The organism is Nitrospira sp. Ecomares 2.1, assembly GCF_965152585.1.
In genome coordinates, this window is the sequence record NZ_OZ224219.1 from 1,570,641 (window position 1) to 1,594,195 (window position 23,555).

Genomic DNA, 23,555 nt, shown 5'->3' on the forward strand with positions numbered 1-23,555 from the left:
GGCCTTTTTTCGGAGAGGAAGGTGACTTCCTATGGATTTTCTTTTAATGTAGCAGGCTGCTGGAAGTCTTCATGATCATAATGGAGTGTGATTGCCCATGAAAGCCTTGATGTTCACCAATGAATTTCCCCCTTACACCTATGGTGGCGCCGGGGCTCACGTGGAGTATTTGAGTCGTGAATTATCACATCTTCTGTCCGTCGAAGTCCGCTGTTTTGGCGACCAGAACCTGGAACAGGGCAATCTGACTGTGCATGGCATCCCTCTGGGAGAGACTCCGTTTGCGGCTCCCAAGCCTCTGCATTCGGTCATTGGCGCGGTGCAGCGCTGTTGGCAAATGAATGCCGATGGGATGGGCGCTGACCTGGTGCATTGCCATACCTGGTATACCCATTTTGGCGGGATTATGGCCAAGCTCAATTACGGCATTCCGCTCGTTATCACCACGCATTCATTGGAGCCTCTCCGGCCATGGAAACGGGAGCAATTAGCCGGCGGGTATGATTTTTCTCTGTGGGTTGAGAAAACGGCCCTGGAGATGGCTGATGCCATTATTGCCGTCTCCGAGGGAACAAAGAAGGACATTCTCAGATTGTTTCAAGTTCCCGAAGAGCGGATACATATTATTCATAACGGGATCGATCTGCAAGAATTTCGGAAGGTCCAAAGTGAGGAGGTGTTAATCCGATATGGGATCCCCACCGGACAACCCTATGTCTTATTTGTGGGAAGGATGACACGGCAGAAGGGGATCACCTATTTGATTCAAGCTCTTTCCTATTTAGATGAGGAGTTTCCGGTGGTGCTATGCGCCAGCTCTCCTGATACACCGGCCATGGCGGCGGAAATGAAGGAGGCCCTCGATCAGATTTCGGCCCATCGAAAGCATATTTATTGGATTCCGGATATTCTCGATAAACCGAGTCTCATCGAGTTGTATTCTCATGCCGGGGTTTTTTGTTGTCCTTCTATTTATGAACCATTCGGGATCATCAATTTAGAGGCGATGGCCTGCGAAGTGCCGGTAGTGGCTTCTGCCGTGGGGGGCATTCCTGAAGTCGTTGTGGAGGATAAGACCGGATTTTTAGTGCCGGTTGATCAATTTGAAGAAGCTCCCTTTAGCCCGAAAGATCCTGACCGGTTTGCACAGGATTTGGCCGACCGGTTGAATCAACTGATGCGAGATCCTGAATTACGGGTGCCCATGGGGCAAGCGGGAAGACGACGGGCGGAAGAACTCTTTGGCTGGGACAAAATTGCTAAACGCACAAAGGCGCTCTACGAAACCGTTCTTGAGGGCAGCTAGGGCATGGGGCTGTGAGGTACCAATGTGGAAGGGAATATGAAGAGGGGCTTATCGTGTTGAAAGCTAAGGAACCCCTGGACTCCGGGCATTCCTGGTGAAGGTTGGAGGGGGTGCGCGTCCCGGCCTCTTACCCGGGATCGCGGCCGGTTTGAAACATGGCCTCAAGGCGCTGGACTTCTTCTTTGCGGCGGTGACGTTCTTCCACCAGCATAGAGATCATGGAATTCCAAAACGAGACTTCAGCCTCTGACCCGTCGGTTAACCGTTGGTCTCTCCATTCCGTCGCAAAACGGGTATACACTCGAATTTCGCAATCGTTAAAACTTCTGAGCGATTCAAGCAGTTCGTCTTCAGCATGCATAAGTCAACTGGCCTTCCTGAAGTTGGAGATGTAAATGATGAATGTTGGTCACAGCGAGCATGAGGATGTGTATCGGCGGTTTATTGCGGGTTCCTTAGTGTGAGCCATCATCTATGGAGGAGAAATTCTCGATGATAAACAAGTTATCCAGCGTTCAAGTCTGTTATCGGTGGATCGGGCTTGGTGTCTTCTGTTTCGTGATTTGGGGTTGCGGCGAAGATCCTCGCCAATTATTTGAAACGGCTCAGTTTGAGGAGCAACAACATAATCGATCCCATGCTCAGGAATTGTACGAACAGATTATTCATCAACATCCTGAGAGTGAATTTGCTGAAAAAGCCCGGCAGCGAATAGAGGCCTGGAAGACAGAGAATCCGGAAGAGGGAAAGTGACGTGCTTGAACTGGTCAGGAGTGATGTTCAGGATCTACGCCGGTTCGATACATGTATTCTAATCGTCTAATATCCTGGTCCCGCCGCATCCGCTCATCAATGCATAGGTTCACGATGGTATTCCAAAATCCAGCCTCCGCCATTGAGCCGGCTTCCATCCGTTGATCCCGGAATTCGCTTGAGAAGCAGGTGTAGCGCTGCAAATCGCTGTCATCGAATTCACGAAGGAAGTTTGGTAAATCTTCCGTATGAGGAATGGGTTCGTGGTGATGGCTCATCATGCAATCTCTTATGGAAAATATATCGGTGAAGGCCACCTGAATTCTTGAGGTTTTTGGGAGAATTTTCTTAGGATCCCGACGTGGCTTCTGCCATCGAAGCATGCCGTCCAGGGGAGAATTTGTTCATTGTGTACATTTCTTGAGCGTTGGTTTTTGCTCGTTGGAGTTTCATCGTATCGACCACATGATGATGGATATTCCGCAGAATGAGACAAGCATGCGTGGTTAAGCGGACGTCACGGAAAAAAGCATGAGAAAAATTGGGTAGCTTACATTCCACATGCAGGATAATCGTGAGGACGCGAATAAAGCTTCGCCATATTTCTCTGTTGACAAATTTCCGGGAATCGGTGATGACCGTCAACGTCAAAGGTCGGGGAGTCGTTCGTGTCAGGAGGCTCTGGCCAAGCACGACATCCTCCAGGACTGCTTGCATGGATATCCTCCCAATTGGGTAAACAGGCCTTGTCTCACGAATAAGGCCTGATCTCCAGACGATATGTGAATGTGTGCATCGGAGATACTTGAAGCGATCACTTTTTGTATGCCGGATATCCCATCCGGAAATAAGTAATGCTGAAAAGGAAATGGCTGTGGGGGTATCCGCTCGTGATGCACCTGATGCTCATCCTTGCGGTCGGCATGCTGTGGTTTTCTCGAAAGAAACACTGGGTTTTATGATAGCGCCATTCACCATTACAACCTGACTGTTTGTGAAAACACATGAATGACGATTACTCCGGCGATGATCAATCCCATTCCAATGATTGCTGGCGTATCAGGAATTTCTCGAAAGGCGATTGCACCTACGATCGCCAGAAGAATGATGCCGACTCCTGACCAGATGGCATAGGCGATGCCGACCGTCATGGTTCGCAACACAAGACTTAAGAGAAAAAATGCCGCGACATATCCAATGACGACTAACAGGCTTGGGCCTAATTTGGTAAATCCCTCGGCTGCTTTGAGTGAACTGGTTGCAATCACTTCCGCCACAATTGCCAGGAATAAATACACGTAGGTCATCGAGACAATCCTTTCTGGACTCCCCCTCTCGCGAGGTGCCGGTCTTTTACGCCATCAGATTTTTTGAAGGTGCATATTTCAAGGGATTAGTTGCCTAGCGGCCTATTCTGCTTTGAGCATCAGGACCTCCCGCTGTGGGAAGGGGATTTGAATACCTGCAGTTCGGAACTCTTCCACAATGGTCTGATACAGCCCAGCTTGGGCCGGCACATAATCCGGGATGGTTACCCATGGTTTGACGGATATGTTAATTGACGAATCTCCCAAAAGGGCAATGCCAATAACCGGTTCCGGATCTTGTAATATGCGTGGGTTGGCCGCGACTTGTAATCCGTACTGAATGAAAAAATCCATGCTGATGTCCGTTTTAAACATGTCTGGTTCTCCAGGGGAAAGTGTTGGCCGGGTCTCTATGGGAGATAGCCTACCGGAAAATTGACGGGATGACTATATGAGGAGCAATCAGGATGGTATTTTGAGAGACGCATGAATGGCCAAAGAATGTTCAGGAAACTGGGTTGCACCAAAAAGGAGATTGCGTTAAGAAAGGCGATTGTGAGAAATGTGGATCTAGAATGGTGAAAAGAGGAGGAAGGCAATGAACACGCATATTCGGGTTATGGTGGCAATGATTCTGGGGATTGCGGCCTTATATGGTTCGGCCCTGGCAGAGCCGGTTCTGCTTCAGGAGGGCTTAGGGAAGCATCATTTTCCGATCTCCTCCAATGGAGCGATGGCGCAGCGATATTTCGATCAAGGACTCATCCTGTCATTTGGCTTTAATCATGCCGAAGCAGCCCGGTCCTTCAGGGAATCACAGAGGCGAGATCCGAACTGCGCCATGTGCTATTGGGGTGAGGCATTGGTGCTCGGTCCGAATATTAATGCCCCGATGGATCCTTCGGTTGTTCCTCAGGCCTTTGCGGCGGTGGAGAAGGCCTTAACGCTGAAAGACCAGGCCACCGAAAAAGAAGGCGCGCTCATTCAGGCATTGGCTATGCGCTACTCCAAAGAGGTGATGGCCGATAGATCGCCCCTTGACCTGGCCTATGCCGAGGCCATGCGGGTGGTTGCTCAGCAGTTTCACGATGACCCGGCCATTGGCGCTTTGTTAGCTGAAGCACTGATGGATCTGCATCCCTGGGATTTTTGGACCAGGGGAGGAGAACCTCAACCCTGGACACCGGAAATTGTGTCGAGGTTGGAGACCGTATTAGACCAATCGGCTAGTCATCCTTTGGCCAATCATCTCTACATTCATATCATGGAAGCCTCGCCGCATCCCGAAAAGGCTTTACCCAGTGCCGAACGATTACCCGCCCTTGTCCCAGGCTCAGGACATCTGGTGCATATGCCCGCGCACATCTATATTCGTGTCGGGCGGTATCGGGATGCCGTGCTGGCCAATCAACATGCGGTTAAAGTTGATGAGTACTATTTGAACCATGCTCATGAGGAAAGTCTATATACGGCGGCCTATGTTCCCCACAATTCACATTTCCTCTGGGCGGCGGCGATAAAGCTCGGGCAACAGAAGTTGGCGATGCAGGCGGCGTTGGATACTGCGGCGTCCGTCAAGTCTGAGATGATGCGCGCTCCCGGCATCGCGGGCACCATGCAACATTTTTGGACGATTCCTCTCTATACCCAAATCGCATTCGGGCAATGGACAAACATTCTCGCGGAGCCCAAGCCTCCGGTGGATTTACGGTATCCCACGGCTATCTGGCATTATGCCCGTGGATTAGCATTTGTGCGTCAAGGAAAATTGGAAGCTGCCCAACAGGAATCTATGAAGCTCGCGGAGATTGCCCGTGACCCTGCGGTGGCCAAGCTGACCATTCTTGATCTGAATAATATCGTCGATATTCTGGCCATTGCGGAGGCTGTTCTGGCAGGAGAAATGGCGGCCGGTCATGGGGAATATGAGACCGCAGTTCGTCAGTTGCAGCGCGCGGTTAAACTTGAAGATGGATTGAATTATACGGAACCGAAGGATTGGTATCTTTCGTCACGCCAGGTGTTGGGTGCGGTGCTTCTGGAGGCTGGAAACGCGGTCGAAGCAGAGCGCACTTTTCGCGAAGATCTCCAGGATCATCCTCAAAACGGGTGGGTGCTTTTCGGATTGGAACAAAGTTTGCGCGCCCAGGGAAAAACCGATGAGGCTGTAAGTGCCCTTCAATCGTTTCGCCAGGTATGGAGCGATGCGGATGTGACCTTGACGGCTGCCAGGTTTTAAGCTCTTTAGTTTTGGAACAATGCTGGAATTGATTGAACCGTGTGTCATTTTCCGGGCATCAGTCATTGGTGTTTTCCGTCTTTGTCCCATCTCCTGATTTTGGTTTTGCAGAATCGGATAGGTCCAGTACGCTTGGCGTGTTCACCGGCGCGTGTTTTTCTAAACCGTATACCGGCTCGAAAAACAATACTCTTCTGGGAGACTCGTTTTGTCCTGCTTGCTGTCCGGGGCCGAAGCAAGAATGGCTTCAGTCTCCCATCGCCACACTCCTCTTCAGCATCCTGGAGATTTTCTTCATCGTCCTCCTCTGTTTATTTAAGTTTCTCCTGCCACAATCCGACAACAGTTCAATAAGATCATAGGTAGCGGTAGGGGTGCATTTGCACCGTGAGTTGTTGCCCCTTTCCAGATGGCTGTGAGGAGATTGTTCATCGCTGCATAACCTGATCCACGGAGTACACCTTGAGTCGACGATCTATCGGAATTCCTTGCACGACTGTTCCAAAGTCCACCGACGGAGGTGGTCTGTCCCGGCTCCAGGAGATTGCCGACAGACGAGCAATTCCCGGAGTGTTGCTCTTCTCAGAATCCGGAGACGTTTTGTTTATGAACCCCGAGGCAGAGGCGTTAAATCGCCAGATCATGGGAGACGCGTATGATGCCGAGGCGCGAGGTGTGTGGCCCGCCGAGGTCCTGGAGTTATGTGGGTCCCTTCGGACATTATTAGACAGTCCCGAGAACCAGATGGCCGAAGGCCAGCACGAGTTACGACGAGTGACGGGTGATGGGAAATCGCCTGTATTGCTGCGTGGTTTTCCATTAGCAGCCCATACAGAAAAAGATGAAGCCTGTATGCTCATCATCATGGAGAAAATCGGACGTGAACGTCGAGTGGTGCCTAATCAGGCCAAAGAGCAGTATCGTTTGACGAGTCGGGAAGTAGAAATTGTGAAATATATCAGTGAGGGGTGGACCAATAAAGAGATTGCTCGACATCTGGAGATAAGCGAACATACCGTGAAAGAACACGTTCGCCATCTTCTGAAAAAAACGAAAACAACCACTCGCACCGGCATTCTTGCCCAAATCTTCCAGGATACCTAACGCCTCCAGGCGCCCGCCCGACTGCCCCTTCTCTCTTTTTTCCCTTCGATCCTACAATGTTCCATGGCCCCGTTTGACTGTCAATCTGCAGTGCCTGGCTATGTTTTCCTACTAGTTTCTTGTGCCTGTTTAGAATGACCGGTTTCCTATCCGAGGGTTCTTCTCAGGAAACCCTTGATTGTCACTCTCAAGCTGAGGATAATCTCATGGTTCGTGTTTGATGTCTCTTGATCCTCTCAGAGGTTGCCAATTTCTCCCTCTCCCCACACTCTGCACGATACGTTGAAGCTTGATGAGCCAGGCCTCGTTCGGGCTCTTCAAGCTGGAGATGAACAGGTATTCGCGGCCGTGATGGATTGGTATTCCGGTTCGTTGTTGCGGTTGGCCTTGTCCTTTGTGCCGAGTCGGGCCGTGGCCGAAGAGGTCGTTCAGGAAACCTGGATGGGGGTGTTTGAAGGCATCCATCGGTTTGAAGGTCGATCGTCTTTTAAGACCTGGCTCTTCCGGATTTTGACGAACCGGGCGAAAACGCGAGGGATACGGGAAAGTCGCTATGAGCCGTTCGGATTAAGTGCGTCTTCGGGAGAGATAGACGAAGGTCTTTCCTTAGAGGATTCCTTGTTTATCACGGAGGGTTCCCGAACGGGTCACTGGAAAGACCCCCCTAACGCGTGGGAACCGGATACCCCAGAACGGGCATTGCTCTCGAAGGAATGTCGAGCAGCCATTGAAACCGCGATTGAAAGTTTGCCGGCTACGCAGCGGCAGGTGATGACCCTGCGCGATATCGAAGGTGTCAGTTCGGAAGAAATCTGTAACATCCTTGGGATCAGTGAGACCAATCAACGGGTGCTGTTACACCGGGCGCGCACTAAAGTGCGCCGAGAGCTCCATCCCTATGTTCAGGGGGATAACACGTAACGACAATGGATACGAATTTGAAACAGAAACTTATGCGATATATGGCGGGAAATTTTTCCTGCCAGGAAATCGCGCAACTTATCACGGATTACCTGGATGGGTCCCTGAATCTTGGCGAGCGAGTGCGATTTCAAATCCATTTGGGCTTGTGTTTTGCCTGCCGTAATTATTTACGTCAGATGAAACATACCATTGCGACCTTACGACAATTGCCTCCTGAGCCCGTCCCCCAACATGTAAAAGAGGAACTGCTTGAACGGTTTCGGAATTGGAAACAGCATCAACTCCAATCTTCCGTGAAATCTGAAAACGAATAATCTGCCGGATGCTGGTCTGTGCGATTTCTCCTTCTCCCTTTCGACCCAATGTGGTGGATAAGGCTTATGGAGTGTCACAACCCTTCGTGTGTTAATCGTCCTGTTTTCATTAAAGGAGACAATCATGGCCTTGAAAGATTCAACGATGCTCCCGCTGGGGACGCCCTTGCCTCACTTTGAATTGCCGGATGTCCGGACCGGTCATCTGGTGTCTCCTGAAAATTTTGCCGGGAAACGCGCGATTCTGGTGATGTGTATTTGTCGTCATTGCCCCTATGTGGTTCATGTGCAGGAGGAACTGGCCCAACTCGGTCGGGATTTTCAAAAGAAAAATGTTGGCATTGTGGCGATCAGTAGTAATGACGTGAAAAATTATCCCCAGGATTCCCCCGCAAACCTGAAGGAGATGGCGGAGGAATTGGATTTTCGCTTTCCCTATTGTTATGACGAAACTCAGGAGGTGGCGAAGGCGTTGACGGCCGCTTGCACTCCCGATTTCTTTGTGTTTAATGAGGAACGAAAACTGGTGTATCGTGGGCAATTGGATGATAGTCGACCGGGAAATGGGAAGCCTGTGACCGGGCGGGATCTGCGTACCGCCCTAGACGCTGTTCTGGATAAGAAACCCGTTTCCGTAGTACAAAAACCTAGCGCGGGTTGCAACATAAAATGGAAGGCTGGGAATGAGCCGGATTATTAACAATCAATGTCTGGGTAGGGAACGTCGATGCGTGAGAAGCATAATCCAAGGATTTCCTGATTTGGGTTGATTCAAGAAATTTCTCTCCTGACCTATCATTTTTCACATTTTCCTCTTATTCCTTCACGGATTTTTTAAACACAATATCTCCAAAATAGGCGATGGCGGATTCCCTGGTATTGTCGGTGTCGGTCATGATGGCGACTCCTGAGATATTTGGCGGATCTTCTCCGAATGCTTTCTTGTAATCTTCATAGATATTGCGTTCCTGAGTTACCCATTGATTTAAGTTGGCACTTCCACTTTCCGTGACGAACATATACACCCGATCTGTATAGGGATTGGGTACCATTGTGCCGATTGGACTTTTGCTTTCCCAAATATAATTGATGGCTCCAATCGGGGGATATTGGCCATAAAGCAATTTGATGGTTTCAAATTTCGCCTTTTCAAAAAACCCGACCTGACTGCTGTCATATTGGAAGGTGATGTAGAGCCGTGCCGGATAGTCATCTCCTGATTTTTGGGCAACATCACCATTCTGAAGAATATTCTCGACTTTCCATCGCCACTCAATCACCGGATATTCCTTTGGATTGATCGAGATTTCCCGTGTCAGGCCGGAGGAGGATTGGCGACTGATGGCCTTGACCACCACCTGCTGCTCATCTTTGACCAGGTCATACTGGGTATGTTCGGGGATGTTGTCAAAGGTCAGCGGTTTCCACCCTTGAGGCAATGGTCCTCCTGGAGTGGCGAGCGAGAAGTTGCCGACGACCAGTTGGTTCGGGCCTTCTGCGATGACCGAGGTCGAGTGGATCAGACTTATAAGGCCTAAGGCCAGCGTGAGAAGGTAGAAGAAGGCGCGTCGGAATGAGGTGAGTGTCATGCCTCGTCTCGGAATGAGCCTGAGAGGTGTTCAAAAAGTCGTTGACTGGCTCGGTTCGCCATGAGCCTGTCAAAAGGCCGCCATGAGCAGAGTGAGCGGTTACTGATGGAATTCGATCTTACCTGGTCCATGCAAAGAGTTTGCGGAGAAACTGTTTTTTCCCTTCCGTCAGCGTGGTTTTTCGCCAGGCATTCGCGGACTTTTTGACGACTTCTGCTTGAGTCGGGTAGGGGTGAATCGTGCCGGCGATGGTGTTGAGGCCCAGGCCTCCTTTCATGGCCAGGGTAAATTCACTAATCATGTCCCCCGCATGGGAGGCGACGATGGTGGCTCCGACTATCTTATCCGTTCCCTTTTTGACGTGAACTCTGGCGAAACCTTCCTCCTCTCCATCCAGAATGGCCCGATCGACTTCATTGAGAGGAAAGGTGAAGGTGTCGATCGGAATGTTTTTGTCCTTCGCATCCTTTTCATATAGGCCGACATGGGCAATTTCCGGCTGGGTATAGGTCGCCCAGGGAATTACCAGTTGGTCCGTGCTCCCGTAACCAAGGCCGAACGGATGGGGAAATAGCGCGTTCTGAATGACGATTTGCGCTTGGGCATCGGCCGTATGCGTGAACTTGAACGGAGAGCAGATATCTCCTGCCGCAAATATTTTGGGATTGCTGGTTTGAAGCCGAGGGTTGACCTTGACTCCGGTTTTGTCGAATTCGATCCCAACGGCCTCTAGTTCCAATCCCTCAATGTTCGGACTGCGGCCGACGCCCACCAGAATTTCATCAACCGGGATGTCGTAATGGGTGCCATGCGAGTCAACCACAAGGTGCTTGGCGCCTTTGGCTGACTGAATATTCAAGTCCTTCCCGCAACAAAGCAGTTGCACCCCGTCACTCAGAATCGATTGTTCCACAATCTCGGCAGCGTCGCGGTCTTCATTTGGAAGAATGCCGTGCATCGCTTCCACCAAAAACACCTGACTGCCGAATCGGGCAAATGATTGGGCCAGTTCGCAGCCAATGGGACCCGCACCGATGACCCCGAGTCTCGGAGGAAGTTCCGTCAGAGAAAAAATGGTTTCGTTGGTGAGATAGGCTGTGTTGGCCAAGCCTGGAATCGGTGGAGCTGTGGCCCGGGCTCCCGTGCAGATGACTGCTTTGGTAAATTGTAGTGTTGTCCCATCCACATCGATCGTGCTTGAACTGGTGAATCGGCCGTTGCCGATAAATACATCCACGCCAAGTTTCGTAAAGCGATGAGCTGAGTCGACATGACTGATCCGTGCCCGCAGTTTTCGCATGCGGGCCATGGCTGCACCGAAATCCCGTTTGACCTCCCCGGAAATATGTACACCAAATTGCTCCGCCTCTCTGACAGCGGTCCAGGCCTTGGCAGCGCGGATGACGCCCTTGGACGGCACACATCCTACATTCAGGCAGTCTCCGCCCATCAGGTGTCGTTCAATCAACGCTACTTTGGCTCCGAGAGCTGACGCAATCGCGGCGGTGACCAAGCCGGCAGTTCCGGCCCCGATGATGACGAGGTTATATCGTCCGGATGGCGTGGGATTGCGCCATTGAGGGGGATGCACATTGTTGACTAATTCCTGGTTATATTGATCCGCGGGAAGGACTAAACTGGTATGGGCTGGTGATTGTGTGGTGTTCATCTGTGGCCTCTAGTTTAGTAAAGGGTCAAAGTATTTACGATTTAGTATTGATGGCTCCGCTTTGAGGCTTTTTCCATTTCTGATAGGCCACCGGCATAAGGGCCAACAGGCCTAGGAGCGTAAAGGCGAGTAAGACCGGTGGACTGGCAATTTCGCTCAAAGAATTAATGGTGCCCAATTGGCGACCGGCAAAAGCAAAGACAAAGCTGCCGGGAATGATGCCGATGGACGTCGCCAGAACATAGGTGCCGAGGTTGACACGGGTGAGGCCGGAGACCAGATTCACGAGAAAAAATGGGAAGGCTGGAATGAGTCGAAGCGTCATAAGATAACTAAACGCATTATTGGCAAATCCTTCCTGGATGGTCCCGAGTCGGTCGCCAAACTTTCGCTCCACCCAATCGTGGAGCAGATAACGGGCCGCCAAAAAGGCGAGCGTCGCTCCAGCAGTGGCTCCGATGTTGACGAATAGGGTTCCCATCAGACTTCCAAAGAGGAATCCCCCCGTCAACGTTAAGATCGCTCCACCGGGAAGCGAGAAGGCGGTCTGGAGAATATAGACAAGAATAAAGACGGCAACGGCTGTTTCATAATGGGAGGCCGTGTACGCTAATAAGGTGTCCCGGTTCGCTTTTAAGGCCTCGAGAGAGAGATATTGGCCAAGATCAAAATATAAAAAGGCACCGATCCCTGCCAGCAGAATGCACCCGATGAGAATCTTTCCCATCAAGGAATTGGGTGCGTCGGTTGGCGTGGTAGATGGATGGGACATGTGAGGCTCCATTATGTGGGTTTTCATGGGAATTCTCCAGTCATGTTTTTTTTGAAATCCGGTAAATGGCAAACCGGGCATCGCTAAAATTCCTAGTGTGTCAAGGCTATAGAGATGGTTAACTCTATTCCTGTTTGCCATGAGGTGTCTTTGACGATATAGAGTTGTAGTCACGATGTTGCGCCATTTGTTACGGGGAAAATTTCAGAGGAAGAGTTGCCCGTTCCATTCTGGATTGACGCTTGTACGAGCTGTTTGAACAGGAAGGATATCTTGCAAATTCTTGCTAAAGTTACGCGAAAGGTAATTTTCCGACAAGTTCCTCAGCCGGATAGGTGAGAATTTCAGCAAGCGTGGGATGGTAATGAGGTATGCGGAGAAGATCGTGAACCGTCCCATGAAAATGCATGATGGCAATCAGTTCATGGATGAGTTCGGATGCTTCCGGCCCGACGATATGGCCACCGAGAATCTCACCAGACTGAGGATGACAGAGCACTTTCACGTGTCCATACGTTTCACCCAGGCAGAGAGACTTTCCATGGTCGTTAAAGGGGTAGGAAGCGACAAGATAGGGGAGTTGACGGTCAAGGCATTCCCGTTCAGACAATCCTACGCTGGCCACCTGGGGATCAGTAAAGACAACCTGGGTTTTAAGACGGTCAGAAAAATGTTTGGGAGGTAGATTCGCATGAACGGCGTTCCATCCTGCGATTTCGCCCTCTTCGAGGGCGATATGGACGATTTCATAGCCGCCGTTGACATCTCCAACGGCAAAAATATGCGGCTGGGATGTCCTCATTTCCTTGTTCACTAAAATGGCGTTCGGTTGATGGGCAATCTGAGCCGCGTCCAAATTGAGACCGTCAATATTGGGGCGGCGGCCTAGAGCATGGAGGATTGACGTGGCGGTGACGTGGCGGGGTTGACCTTGATGGAGAAAGTGAACCGTTTTCATTTCCCCAGATGCCTTGACCTGTTGGAGGCAGGTATTGGTATAGACGGTCATGCCTTCAGCCCGAAGATGAGCTTCAACTGGTTGAACGAGGTCTTCGTCTGTGTCGGAGAGAATATGGTTGCTTCGTTGAATCAGGGTTACTGCGACTCCGATGCGGGAAAAAAACTGGGCGAGTTCCAACGCGACCGGTCCGCCGCCCAGAACAATCATGGACTCAGGCTGTGAATGAAGCTCGAGTGCCTCATCACTCGTGAGATAGCCGGCTTCTTCTAATCCCGGAATGTCGGGGTGCGATACCACGGATCCAGTGGCGATGATATAGGCTTTTGCCGATAGCTGCTGTTGACCGACTTGAATGATCGTTGGCGAAACAAAGTGGGCATATTCTTGATAGAGCGTAAATCGCGGATGGTGGAGTGCTTGGATGCGATCTTCAGCAAATTCCTTAATTAACTTATCTTTTCGATCAATAATCTCCGGCAGATTCACCTGGAGCCTGGACGAGTGAAGACCGAATTCCGGCGCACGACGGATGAGCGCCGCGAGGTCGGAAGAGCGGAGAATGGCTTTGGTCGGCATGCATCCTCGTAAAATGCAGAGACCACCTAACGGACCCTGATCGACGATGCCGACGTCTGCCCCTTCCGCTTGGGCAGTGCGTGCTGCTGCATAGCCCGCCGACCCCCCTCCAATTATGATGATGTCATGGGAATGGGTCATGTGGAGGGCCTGTTATTCCGGATGAATAGAGAGAAAACATGGTCGAATTACGAATGCAAGTATGTAGCATGAATTCATCTCACGAAGAAAGGCAGTTGTGCTGGCGGCCAGTGCTGGATGATTGAAGTTGGGTGGCTGTGTACCCGGGGTCTATTCTCCTGGATTCCGTGCACATGGCTACTGACTTGAATGTGTCCGCATTGATTGGGAACAGGCTGGCCAATGGATGAAAGTCTTTGCATCGTTTGACGCAGCTTGTAGATTATTCCTCAATTTGTGAAGGCCGCACTTTAATGCGGGACTGTGCTGCACCAGAGGGATCGACATAAGGAGGGGACCCGGCACTTTCAAGGAGTAGGGACGTTGGAGTTTCGGAATGCGGCGGTTATTCACTCCACGTTGTATCGGATTATCTGGGACTGTCATCGACCCTCGAGCCCCACCTGAGCGGAGGCTATCGTTATCAGCAGTATTTGCTGGTGGAAGATGGGAGGTATGTTTCTATCGGCCAGGGTTGTTAGAAGATGTCGTCTGTTTTTGTCTGATTTCTTCGACTTTGGCGATGAGTGTTTCCACTTGATAGGGTTTTTGAATAAATGCAGCCATGTTCGGGTTGTGAAATCTTTTCATCGCTTCTTCCTCGGAATATCCACTTGATAAAATCACCGGAATCGTTGCGTTAAGTCCTTGAATGTGTTCGAGGAATTGTTGGCCGTCCATATTGGGCATGGTGAGATCTAAGAGTACGACCACAATTTCCTGCTGATGTTGCTGGAAGACTTGAATGCCGATTTGTCCATCCGAGGCGACTAAGGTTTGTAATCCCATTTCTTCAAATATCATAGAACAGGCCACGCGAACGTCCTCTTCGTCATCCACCACCAACACCATGGGTTTTTTTGTCGGTGAGGCATGTTGAGTTGGAATGGAGAAGACCGGCCCCTTCTTTGTTGAAGGACTGGGCGTGGTGGCGGGAAACAGTAACGTAAATTCTGTCCCGACGTCTGGTTGACTTCGGACGGCAATTGAGGCGGCATGGGCCTGGGCAAGTCCAAGAAGCGCTGCGAGTCCAAGCCCTCGTCCGGGAAGTTTGGTCGAAAAGAATGGGTCAAAAATTTTTGGAATCGTGTCTGACGCCATTCCGCACCCAGTGTCCTGAATGGTTAGGGCAACACCCCGGCTATGCGGGAGCTCACCAATAACATACCAACTCTGAAAATTCTCTGTTGCCGGCTCCCATTCGAATGTACGGATGGTGATGACCCCATCCCCTTCTCCAAAGGATTCTGATGCGTTTACCACGATATTCATTATGATTTGGCGCAATTGAGCCTGGTCGGCTCGAATCGGTGGAAGGGAGGGGGCGAGATCGTATTCGAACGTGAGTCGTTTTGAAAGGGTGGCCCGGAGAAAAGGGGCCATGTCCTCGAGAAGATTTGGAAGATTGATAACTTGAAAATCCAAGCGGGTTTGTCCGGCAAATGCCAACATTTGATTGGCCAATTCCCCACCGCGAAGACCGGCTTTTTCAATGAAGTCCAAGTGCTCTCGAGCCGGAGCGTCAGGAGGAAGGGAGCGAAGTGCGAGGCCGGAGCGGGCCACAATAGTCATCAGGAGATTATTGAAATCATGCGCGATCCCTCCGGCGAGTACACCCAGGCTTTCCAGCTTTTGTGAATATTGCCGTTCGATTTCATGACGGCGTCGTTCGTCTTCGGCCCTTCGCTGTTCTGTCACATCCCTGAGAGAGGCCAAAAAGGCGGGTTCTCCATCCCACTCAATAGGGACCACTCGCATTTCTACAGGAGTCGGTCGACCGGGTTCGCTCATGATTTCTATTTCCATGGTCTGGTTTGCAGAGACCGGGAAACCGAATGGGGATCCGGTGAGTTGTTCGGATGTCTTTTGAAAGAGCTGTTCTGCTGCAGGATTGGAAAAACGGATCAGGCCGTCATGTCCGACGACAAGGATTCCGTCGCTGGATGATTGCAAGATGATGCTGGACTGACGTTCAAGAGAGCGTATGCGAGGTATGGTGACACACTGCTCAATCGCCTGCTCCATATGATGCCAGAGGAATTTTTCCGATAGAGTGTTTTTGTTGAAATACTCTTGTGCGCCAAGTTTGATTGCGTGAGCCGCAATTTTTTCGTCACCGTACCCGGTGAGAAAAATGATGGGATTCTTTGACTGCGACTGTGAACCCCGTACTTTCGCCAGGAATTCTAATCCGGTCATATCCGGTAATTGGTCATCCATAAGCAGACAGTGAGGGAGGGAGATCTTGCAGGCTTCCCAGGCCTGGACTCCTGTTTCCATTTCTTGAATATCGAGGCGAAACGGGGCTGTGCGCCGAATCCAACGAGTATAGGTTGATCGGTCCCCCTGGCTATCGTCGACGATAAAAATTCGGAGAGTGGTGAGTTGAGGTTTTTCAATACGGATTGGCATGTTTGACGGAGATCCCATTAATGGAAGTGGAAAGACCGGGAATGAGCTGGGATGAAAAAATGTATTCGTCAAGCATTAGGAAGGCCCTGCATCACCTCGAAATTTTCCAGTTTGTGTCTTTTGCCCAGTCGTAGGTGGAGAACTAATGTAAACCGGTATAATTATAGTTTTATCATGGCTTGTAGTGGCAATCGGTTTCAACCGGTTTCACAATATAACTGTTGATCTCTACCTGATTCCAGGCTTACCTATCGCATTTGTCTGGTAAGAGGTTTCCACGATGGGTTGAATCATTTTGAATTTCAAATCAGACTGTGCTTTTGGACCCGTTTCCCGTTTGTCGGTACCTGGGGATATTCAGATCGAGAAGAATCGTACCTGGTGGAGGATCTTCGGTATTAATCTGCCTGATTATTTGGACAAATAGGGCCAGAACTTATTCCCATTTTCGCCATGTATGACGGAGTCCTGGTTCTTGAAAGCTGCGAATGGTGTCTTCTGCATGGTCCTGGCTGGCTTTTACCCGAAGTATGGATTGGCTCTGAGCAGAAAGGTTAGTCATTCGTGGTCCGATTAGCCAGACCGCTTGAACTCTTACGAAGGCACAGGATGGCATTAAAATCTAGATGGATGAAGGCTAAATCCGTATGGCCAACTCCTAAATCTTACCTTAGCGATTTGGTCAGTCTTCTCATCCGTGGGATCTAATATATTGTCGTATGGGACTGCTCCTTGCTTTCTTCGTGGCGCCGGGCTCAACGGTGGGCGATCCGGAACTTCTTTGCCGATCCGCATAGCTCAGGGCGCGTGAGACCAATGAAAATATCCATGGCCTGCGGCGGCAGTATTGATCCAGCACGAATTTGTTCAACTGTACGCAGTGCGAACTCAATCCCATTGCGTAGGGTTTGAACACCAGTTTCAGAAAATGTCTGAATTGGGCAATGCTCCAGGAACTGTTCACAACTGCGGTATCAGTCACCCGTGGCACTTGTAGGAGCTTGAAGCAGCCCCTAATTACATATGCACCATGTGCTGGGCGCTTTCATTGGCGGGGAGTGGCGGGGCGATCCAAAATCCTTGCATTGCATCGCATCCATGTTCTTCCAGGAAATCCGCTTGTTCTTGCCTTTCTACTCCTTCGGCGATGACTTGTAGTCCTAGGGCTTTGGCCAAGGAAATGACCGCCATAACGATCGCGGCATCGTTGGTACTGTACGGGAGATTTTGGATAAGACTTTGATCGAGTTTGATGCCATCAACGGGAAATGACTTCAGATATCGAAGAGAAGCATAGCCCGCTCCAAAATCATCAATGTACAGATGGACGCCCATCGCTCTGATTTCGCGAAGGGTCTGGATGGTTTCTTCCGTTTCATGAATCAAAAACGTCTCGGTCAGTTCCAGTTTGAGATTTTCCGGATCCAGATGCGAATGCTTGAGGATGTCTTGTATGAGTTCAGGGAGATGCCCCTGATGGATTTGCCTGGCTGAGAGGTTTACGGCGACATGAGGAGCAGGAAATCCCTGCTTTTCCCAATATTTGGCTTGTTTGCTGGCTGAACGTAAAACCCATTCCCCTATAGGAATAATCATGCCATTTTCTTCGGCTTGGGGAATGAAGTGATTCGGACCAATGAGTCCTTGGTAGGGGTGATGCCAGCGCAGCAAAGCTTCCATGCCAATGACTTGCTTGGTGCAAATATTCATTTGTGGTTGGTAATGGAGGAGAAATTCTTCTTTTGCCAACGCCCGACTGAGCTCCATCTCCAGTGTGGAGCCATCAAGGCCAGCTGTTTTCATGCCGGCGGTGTAAAACTGATAGGTATTGCCGCCTTGCGCTTTGGCTCGATACATCGCGGCATCGGCATGAGATAAAAGTTCCTGGGGGTTGGCGCTATCCCAGGGATAGATGGTGATCCCGAGGCTTCCGGTCACACGCAGTTGGTGCTGCTTGATAATCACGGGCTGGGCCAGGAGGTGAAGAATGCGATGTGCAACAGCGGCCACGTCCTCAATCGACACGATTTGTTCCAAAAGGACTGCAAATTCATCTCCTCCCAATCGGACACCCGTATCAATTTCTCTAATACATTTTTTGATTCGTGCGGCCACAGTTTTGAGTAACGAATCCCCGTATTCATGGCCGAGGGTATCGTTAATATCTTTGAAATGATCCAGGTCCAAAAACATTAGAGCGATTGCCGTGTCGTTCCGATGGCAGCGGGCCACGGCACAATTTAATCGTTCATAAAAAAGGCCTCTGTTTGCAAGCCCTGTCAGGTGGTCGTAATGAGCCAATTGGGTAATGCGTTGTGTGGCCTTCTGGCGTTCCATGGCGTACCGAATGGCCCGGCACAGAGTCGAGCTGCTGGTCTGGCCTTTGATTAAATAGTCCTGGGCTCCACTTTTTACGGCTTGAATCGCCTGGGCTTCTTCCTCAACTCCGCTCAAAATCAGAATCGGGATATCGGGGCAAAACTGCATGAATTGCAGAATGGATTCAAATGATTTCCCGTCTGGGAGATGCGAGTCCAGAATAATGGCTTGGAATTTGTTTTGTTGAATGAGGTCGAGAGCATCACTGAGAGAAAGGCTATTCTCCAAAGTAAATTGGTTTTGGAGTCCTTCTTTCAGCATGTTTCTAATAACCAACGCTTCTTTAAGGTCATCTTCAACCAACAAAAGTGAAATCATGGTTGCTGCTTTCTTCCTGTTTAAGCTCGTTCCTAAGTCCAGGAACTATTTAGGTTCGAGAAGGCGGTCATAGGTTATCTTGTCGGATGTAGCAGTGTTTTCTTAATAGTTTTTGTAGATTTTGTCTTTTTGAGGAGAAGATCACAAAATAAATTTCAGGATCTTAATGCTAAAATTTTAAATAAAAACAAGCGGTTAATTGGTTTAATAGGTCAAATGAAGGCGACGGATTTTCATAGAAATGATACGTGCTTTGTTGTAGGTGACTTTGGTTGATTCTTAGGAAATTTATCTTTACTTTTCAGACAAAATTTTTATATAGTGTTATCAAATTGCGCCTTGTATTTTTACCTTCGCTTTTTGTAAACAATAGGTCTTTTTCCTGGTTTCGCCCAAAACTCGGTATGACGTACTTAATACAGATTGGAGGGCGATTTATCTTTAAATCTGTATGAGAGATTGCTCACTTCTCTGGAAGTAAGATTCTTTTTTGGAAGAACGGTGAGGAAGGACTGATTGGTTTCTTGTGCTGCGAGGGCCCGTTGGCTCAATACGAAAAGTGGTATGATTGGGTTGAGCTATTAATTTTTAAGGAGCTATGTTAATGGGGAAGACAGCGTCATTGCCGGAGGTGATTCAGCGTTTAATTGAGATTGGTAAGCCCAAAGGGCATGTGACCATAAAAGACTTGACGAGTATTCTTCCTGCCGACCAGATCACTTCTGATCAATTACATACCATTTTAAGCGAGTTGCACGAAGTCAATCTCCAAGTAATCGATCCTTCAAAGCGGACGGCCTTGCAGTTGGCGGCGTTAAAAAAGAATGCGGGGCAAGAGGAATCAGATGATTCAGAGGAGGAAACGGATTCTTCCCTGGATATTGATTTGACGCCAGGTGAACCTACCCGCATCGATGATCCGGTCCGGTTGTATCTAAAAGAAATGGGACGGGTGCCTTTGCTCACCCGTGAAGGCGAAATTGAGCTGGCAAAACACATTGAGGAAGGCAAACGTGAGTTAGCATGTGCTGTCTATGGCATGCCGTTGAATATCAATTACCTAGAATCTCTCCACGACCAACTGAAGCTGGAGGAGATTCGTGTTCGAGATATCGTGCTCCTGCAGGAAACCTTAGAGGAAGAGGAAGTTGAAGAGGAGGCCATTGCCAGCGAACAGGAGGATGAAGAGCTCCGATTACGAACGTTAGAGAGTCTGGCAACGGTTCGAAAGCTTGGGCGTGGGTTGCTTTCACTTTATATTCAAAATCGAGATGGGCAAACGACTAAAAATTCGAAGGCGCAACTTGAGAAGCGCCGGATTGGTCTGGCTGACCAATTTGTGGATCAAATCGAGGCACTTAATCTGCATCAGCGTGTTAAAGACCAAATGTTAAGGCGTGTCAAAGATGTTGGGCAGGAAATTCGATCGGTTGAAATGATGACTGCCCGTCATACGAAAAGGCTTGGGCTTGCAGGGCAGGATGGTATGCAGGTGATGGGGAAAAAACCACGCGCGACCACAAAAGGGAGTTCGCATAGGCGAAAACAGCAATTAACTCCGGAAGAAATCGAAAAGTTAAAACAAGAAGTGGAAGCAGGGAAAGGCACCCTCTTGCGGATCCAAGACGAGGTGCTGGGTATGCCGATGGAAGAATTTACGGCTGCCCTGACTATTCTGGAGACCGCCGAGGAAAAGGTGAAACGAGGGAAGGCCCAATTGATCGAGGCCAATTTGCGATTGGTCGTCAGTATTGCACGAAAATATACAAATCGGGGATTGCAGTTTATCGATTTGATCCAAGAAGGCAATATTGGATTAATGCGTGCTGTTGATAAGTTTGAGTATCAGCGTGGCTATAAATTTAGCACCTATGCAACGTGGTGGATTCGACAGGGTGTGACGCGTGCCATAGCCGATCAGGCCCGTACCATTCGTATTCCGGTGCATATGATTGAGGCCAATACAAAACTAGCCCGGACGGCAAGGCAGTTGGTGCAACAATTAGGGCGTGAGCCTACCCCAGAGGAAATTGCCGAACGGATGGGGCTAACTCCTGAAAAGGTCCGCATGATGTTGGATATTTCTAAGGGGACTATTTCCCTTGAAACGCCAATCGGCGAAAAAGAGGATAGCCAATTAGGGGACCTAATTGAAGATAAAAATGCAGTTTCTCCTATGGATGCTGCAAACCGTTATGATCTGCAACGTCAGATTGCTAATGCCTTGGGAGTGTTGACTCCTCGCGAAGAAACTGTGATTCGTAAGCGGTTTGGGATCGGTGATAGTACCGATCATACCCTGGAGGAAATTGGTCAGGATTTTGACGTGACTCGTGAGCGCATCCGTCAGATTGAGGCCAAAGCCCTAAAGAAACTTCGTCACCCAAGTTGCAGCCATAAACTTCGGAGTTTGGTGGACCATCTCTAATCTGAGTCTATAAATGAATCGATAAGGCCCCGTCATGTACATGACGGGGCTTTTTTTTTGCCATATCCCTAGGGAATTATGTTATGGATACTTGTGATTCTCTCTTTTCATGAATTTCTATTATTCATTCCTTTGACGTTCCCCTTCTCCGTTCCGGTATGTAGATGGTAAGATTTTTTTAAGATGCGGATTTTAGTGGTGGAAGATGAACCTAAGGTGGCTTCCTTTATCCGGCGAGCGCTGGAGGAAGAAAGTTATGCCGTCGATGTATGCGCGGATGGGCCGGGAGGGTTGGATTGGGCTCAAGCCGTAAATTATGACTTGATTGTCTTGGATTTAATGTTGCCAGGATTGCCAGGTCTCGAAGTGCTTAAGCGTGCTCGTGCCGCAGGTGTCAAAGCTCCCGTACTTATTTTAACGGCACGTTCAGAAGTGGACCAACGGGTCAAGGGGCTGGATGCTGGGGCTGACGATTATTTAACGAAACCCTTTGCGATTGAAGAATTGCTCGCCAGAGCTCGAGCGCTCCTTCGTCGAGCAGGAGGGGCTCCAACCGGAATTCTTCAAGTAGATGATGTGATACTAAATCCTGTGACTCGAGAGGTGACTCGTGCTGGCCAACGTCTTGAGTTCACGACTAAAGAATATGCGCTCTTAGAGTATTTAATGCGAAATGCGGGACGGGTGTTAACGCGGTCCATGATTACGGAACATGTGTGGGATTTGGATTTTGATACGTTTACAAATGTTATTGATGTGTATATTAGCTACTTGCGAAACAAAATTGATAAAGGACGGGAACGAAGTTTGATTCAAACGGTCAGGGGGAGCGGATATATGATGAGGTCGGACGGGTGAAAACGACCTCGATTCGAGTTCGATTAACTTTATGGTATGGATCCGCGTTGGCTCTCATTCTGGTTCTTTTTGCCGTGGCATTATATTTGGTCATGTCCCGCGCACTTCGGGAACAGGTGGATGCCTCGTTGGATGAGGCCGCAGCTGTGGCGATTCGAACCCTCGGAGAACACCGGTTTGGTCCATTCTTGATTTTTGAAGATTTATCTCAGGACTTTCCTGAAATCGCACTTTTGGATAAGTTTTTTCAAATTTTTGGGCCGGCGGGGCAAGTGACGATTCAGTCCGCTAATATTCAAAGCCGAGAGATTCCATTGAGTCAGACATCGTTTCGTGCCTCTCTCGATGGAAAATCCACGTTTGAATCCGTTCAATTTGAAAAAGGCGTTCCACTGCGATTGCTGTCGGTTCCTATTCGTCAAGATGATCAATTAGTGAATATTTTACGCGTTGGGACATCACTTTACCCAACAGAGCGAATGCTGCATCGGCTCTTAGCCGGGCTCTACATCGCGTCTCCTTTAGCCTTGCTCGTCTCCTTGGTCGGAGGGTGGTTTTTGGCAGGCCGAGCGTTGCGTCCGGTTCATGCCATTACGCAAGCGGCCCAACGAATAGCAGCCGGGGATTGGACCCAGCGGATTCAAACTCCTCATTCCAACGATGAAATTGGACAATTAGCCTCGACCTTTAATGACATGATTGGACGATTAGAAGTGTCATTCCGGCAAATCCGGCAGTTTAGTGCGGATGCGTCTCATGAACTTCGAACACCCTTAACCATTACAAAAGGGGAAACTGAGCTGGCGTTACGGCGACCACGGCAAGCAGAAGATTATCAGGCTGTGCTGGAGAGCAATTTGGAGGAAATCGACCGCATGAGCCGGATCGTGGATGAGCTTTTGTTTTTATCACGAGCGGATCTTGGGGAAATTAAGCTCAAGATGTATCCAGTTCAATTGGATGATTTAGTGCGAGAAATCCAGCAACAGGCCTTGGTGTTAGGCCAAGAACGCAATATTCACACGGTACTCAAAGCCATTGAGCCCGTCGTTGTCCAGGGAGACGATCTACGTTTGAGGGAATTACTTCTAAATTTGGTCGATAATGCCGTGAAATATTCTCATCAAGGACAAACCGTGGAACTTTCTTTGCTTGTCGCCGGAAACAAGGGAAAGCTTGTGGTTCGAGACCACGGTATTGGTCTTGCCTCTGAGGATCACGGCAGAATTTTTGATCGATTTTACCGGACCGATGAAGCGCGTTCTCATTCGGCAAAAGGAACTGGATTGGGTTTAGCGATTTGTAAGTGGATTGTGGAAGTTCACCATGGGACTATTGAGGTCCAAAGTGTCGTTCATGGTGGTTCATGCTTTACGGTTTTCCTCCCTTTGGCTCCCTCTGCTGCGATAGTGTAAGACACAGACTTCCCGCACTATTAAAATTTTTTAATTTTCCCCTAATTTATC

21 protein-coding genes are annotated in these 23,555 nt (G+C 49.5%); 10 read left to right on the forward strand and 11 right to left on the reverse strand.

Going from position 1 to position 23,555, the window contains the following annotated elements; translation table 11 throughout:
* Nucleotides 1-97 precede the first annotated feature (97 nt).
* Nucleotides 98-1,306: a glycogen synthase gene (glgA, locus tag ACWHYD_RS06845; protein WP_447965165.1), complete on the forward strand. Its 1,209-nt coding sequence runs from the start codon at nt 98-100 to the stop codon at nt 1,304-1,306.
* 127 nt (nt 1,307-1,433) lie between these two features.
* Here the strand turns inward: glgA and ACWHYD_RS06850 are convergent, their stop codons facing one another.
* Entirely contained in the window at nt 1,434-1,667 is a 234-nt protein-coding gene (locus tag ACWHYD_RS06850; RefSeq protein WP_447965166.1) for a hypothetical protein, read from the reverse strand.
* A 131-nt stretch (nt 1,668-1,798) separates the two neighbouring features.
* Here ACWHYD_RS06850 and ACWHYD_RS06855 point away from each other — a divergent pair, with 131 nt between their 5' ends.
* Nucleotides 1,799-2,059, forward strand: a complete 261-nt coding sequence (locus ACWHYD_RS06855) for a hypothetical protein (protein ID WP_447965167.1) — start codon at nt 1,799-1,801, stop codon at nt 2,057-2,059.
* Between the two features lie 14 nt (nt 2,060-2,073).
* Here ACWHYD_RS06855 and ACWHYD_RS06860 read toward each other — a convergent pair whose 3' ends face one another.
* The 4 genes from ACWHYD_RS06860 to ACWHYD_RS06875 all read right to left on the reverse strand — a co-directional run bounded on the left by ACWHYD_RS06860 (nt 2,074) and on the right by ACWHYD_RS06875 (nt 3,741).
* Complete coding sequence (locus ACWHYD_RS06860) at nt 2,074-2,340, reverse strand: hypothetical protein (RefSeq protein WP_447965168.1); 267 nt, start codon at nt 2,338-2,340, stop codon at nt 2,074-2,076.
* A gap of 67 nt (nt 2,341-2,407) precedes the next feature.
* A complete protein-coding gene (locus tag ACWHYD_RS06865; RefSeq protein ID WP_447965169.1) occupies nt 2,408-2,776 on the reverse strand; it encodes a hypothetical protein in 369 nt (122 codons plus the stop codon).
* Nucleotides 2,777-3,036: 260 nt separating this feature from the next.
* Nucleotides 3,037-3,366 carry a DMT family transporter gene (locus ACWHYD_RS06870; RefSeq protein WP_447965170.1) on the reverse strand — a complete coding sequence of 110 codons (330 nt, stop codon included), beginning with the start codon at nt 3,364-3,366 and terminating at the stop codon, nt 3,037-3,039.
* Nucleotides 3,367-3,468: 102 nt separating this feature from the next.
* Nucleotides 3,469-3,741 carry a hypothetical protein gene (locus tag ACWHYD_RS06875; protein WP_447965171.1) on the reverse strand — a complete coding sequence of 91 codons (273 nt, stop codon included), beginning with the start codon at nt 3,739-3,741 and terminating at the stop codon, nt 3,469-3,471.
* Nucleotides 3,742-3,964: 223 nt separating this feature from the next.
* Between ACWHYD_RS06875 and ACWHYD_RS06880 the strand changes: the two genes are divergently transcribed.
* The 5 genes from ACWHYD_RS06880 (at nt 3,965) to ACWHYD_RS06900 (ending at nt 8,647) form a co-directional block, all read left to right on the forward strand.
* Nucleotides 3,965-5,605 carry a tetratricopeptide repeat protein gene (locus tag ACWHYD_RS06880; protein WP_447965172.1) on the forward strand — a complete coding sequence of 547 codons (1,641 nt, stop codon included), beginning with the start codon at nt 3,965-3,967 and terminating at the stop codon, nt 5,603-5,605.
* Between the two features lie 462 nt (nt 5,606-6,067).
* Nucleotides 6,068-6,709 (forward strand): LuxR C-terminal-related transcriptional regulator, encoded by a 642-nt coding sequence (locus tag ACWHYD_RS06885; protein ID WP_447965173.1) that lies wholly within the window; start codon nt 6,068-6,070, stop codon nt 6,707-6,709.
* Between the two features lie 243 nt (nt 6,710-6,952).
* The gene (locus ACWHYD_RS06890; RefSeq protein WP_447965174.1) at nt 6,953-7,630 is read left to right on the forward strand and encodes an RNA polymerase sigma factor; all 678 of its coding nucleotides are present in this window, start codon (nt 6,953-6,955) and stop codon (nt 7,628-7,630) included.
* 17 nt (nt 7,631-7,647) lie between these two features.
* Nucleotides 7,648-7,947: an anti-sigma factor family protein gene (locus tag ACWHYD_RS06895; RefSeq protein WP_447965175.1), complete on the forward strand. Its 300-nt coding sequence runs from the start codon at nt 7,648-7,650 to the stop codon at nt 7,945-7,947.
* Between the two features lie 124 nt (nt 7,948-8,071).
* Nucleotides 8,072-8,647, forward strand: a complete 576-nt coding sequence (locus tag ACWHYD_RS06900; protein WP_447965176.1) for a thioredoxin family protein — start codon at nt 8,072-8,074, stop codon at nt 8,645-8,647.
* A 115-nt stretch (nt 8,648-8,762) separates the two neighbouring features.
* On the opposite strand, the gene ACWHYD_RS06905 is transcribed toward ACWHYD_RS06900, so the two are convergent.
* The 6 genes from ACWHYD_RS06905 to ACWHYD_RS06930 form a co-directional block, all read right to left on the reverse strand.
* Entirely contained in the window at nt 8,763-9,536 is a 774-nt protein-coding gene (locus tag ACWHYD_RS06905) for a DUF3047 domain-containing protein (RefSeq protein WP_447965177.1), read from the reverse strand.
* A gap of 118 nt (nt 9,537-9,654) precedes the next feature.
* Nucleotides 9,655-11,205: a mercuric reductase gene (locus ACWHYD_RS06910; protein WP_447965178.1), complete on the reverse strand. Its 1,551-nt coding sequence runs from the start codon at nt 11,203-11,205 to the stop codon at nt 9,655-9,657.
* A 34-nt stretch (nt 11,206-11,239) separates the two neighbouring features.
* Nucleotides 11,240-12,004 carry a TVP38/TMEM64 family protein gene (locus tag ACWHYD_RS06915; protein WP_447965179.1) on the reverse strand — a complete coding sequence of 255 codons (765 nt, stop codon included), beginning with the start codon at nt 12,002-12,004 and terminating at the stop codon, nt 11,240-11,242.
* Between the two features lie 265 nt (nt 12,005-12,269).
* A complete protein-coding gene (locus ACWHYD_RS06920) occupies nt 12,270-13,655 on the reverse strand; it encodes a dihydrolipoyl dehydrogenase family protein (protein ID WP_447965180.1) in 1,386 nt (461 codons plus the stop codon).
* Between the two features lie 501 nt (nt 13,656-14,156).
* Nucleotides 14,157-16,106, reverse strand: coding sequence for an ATP-binding response regulator (locus ACWHYD_RS06925; RefSeq protein ID WP_447965181.1), 1,950 nt, complete (start codon nt 16,104-16,106; stop codon nt 14,157-14,159).
* 1,017 nt (nt 16,107-17,123) lie between these two features.
* The gene (locus ACWHYD_RS06930; RefSeq protein WP_447965182.1) at nt 17,124-18,803 is read right to left on the reverse strand and encodes an EAL domain-containing response regulator; all 1,680 of its coding nucleotides are present in this window, start codon (nt 18,801-18,803) and stop codon (nt 17,124-17,126) included.
* Nucleotides 18,804-19,407: 604 nt separating this feature from the next.
* Here ACWHYD_RS06930 and rpoD point away from each other — a divergent pair.
* From rpoD to ACWHYD_RS06945, 3 genes are all read left to right on the forward strand, one after another.
* Nucleotides 19,408-21,231 carry an RNA polymerase sigma factor RpoD gene (rpoD, locus tag ACWHYD_RS06935; RefSeq protein ID WP_447965183.1) on the forward strand — a complete coding sequence of 608 codons (1,824 nt, stop codon included), beginning with the start codon at nt 19,408-19,410 and terminating at the stop codon, nt 21,229-21,231.
* Nucleotides 21,232-21,414: 183 nt separating this feature from the next.
* Entirely contained in the window at nt 21,415-22,089 is a 675-nt protein-coding gene (locus tag ACWHYD_RS06940) for a response regulator transcription factor (protein ID WP_312642465.1), read from the forward strand.
* Nucleotides 22,086-23,504 (forward strand): heavy metal sensor histidine kinase, encoded by a 1,419-nt coding sequence (locus ACWHYD_RS06945; protein ID WP_447965184.1) that lies wholly within the window; start codon nt 22,086-22,088, stop codon nt 23,502-23,504. Before ACWHYD_RS06940 ends, ACWHYD_RS06945 begins: the two co-directional genes overlap by 4 nt.
* Nucleotides 23,505-23,555 lie beyond the last annotated feature (51 nt).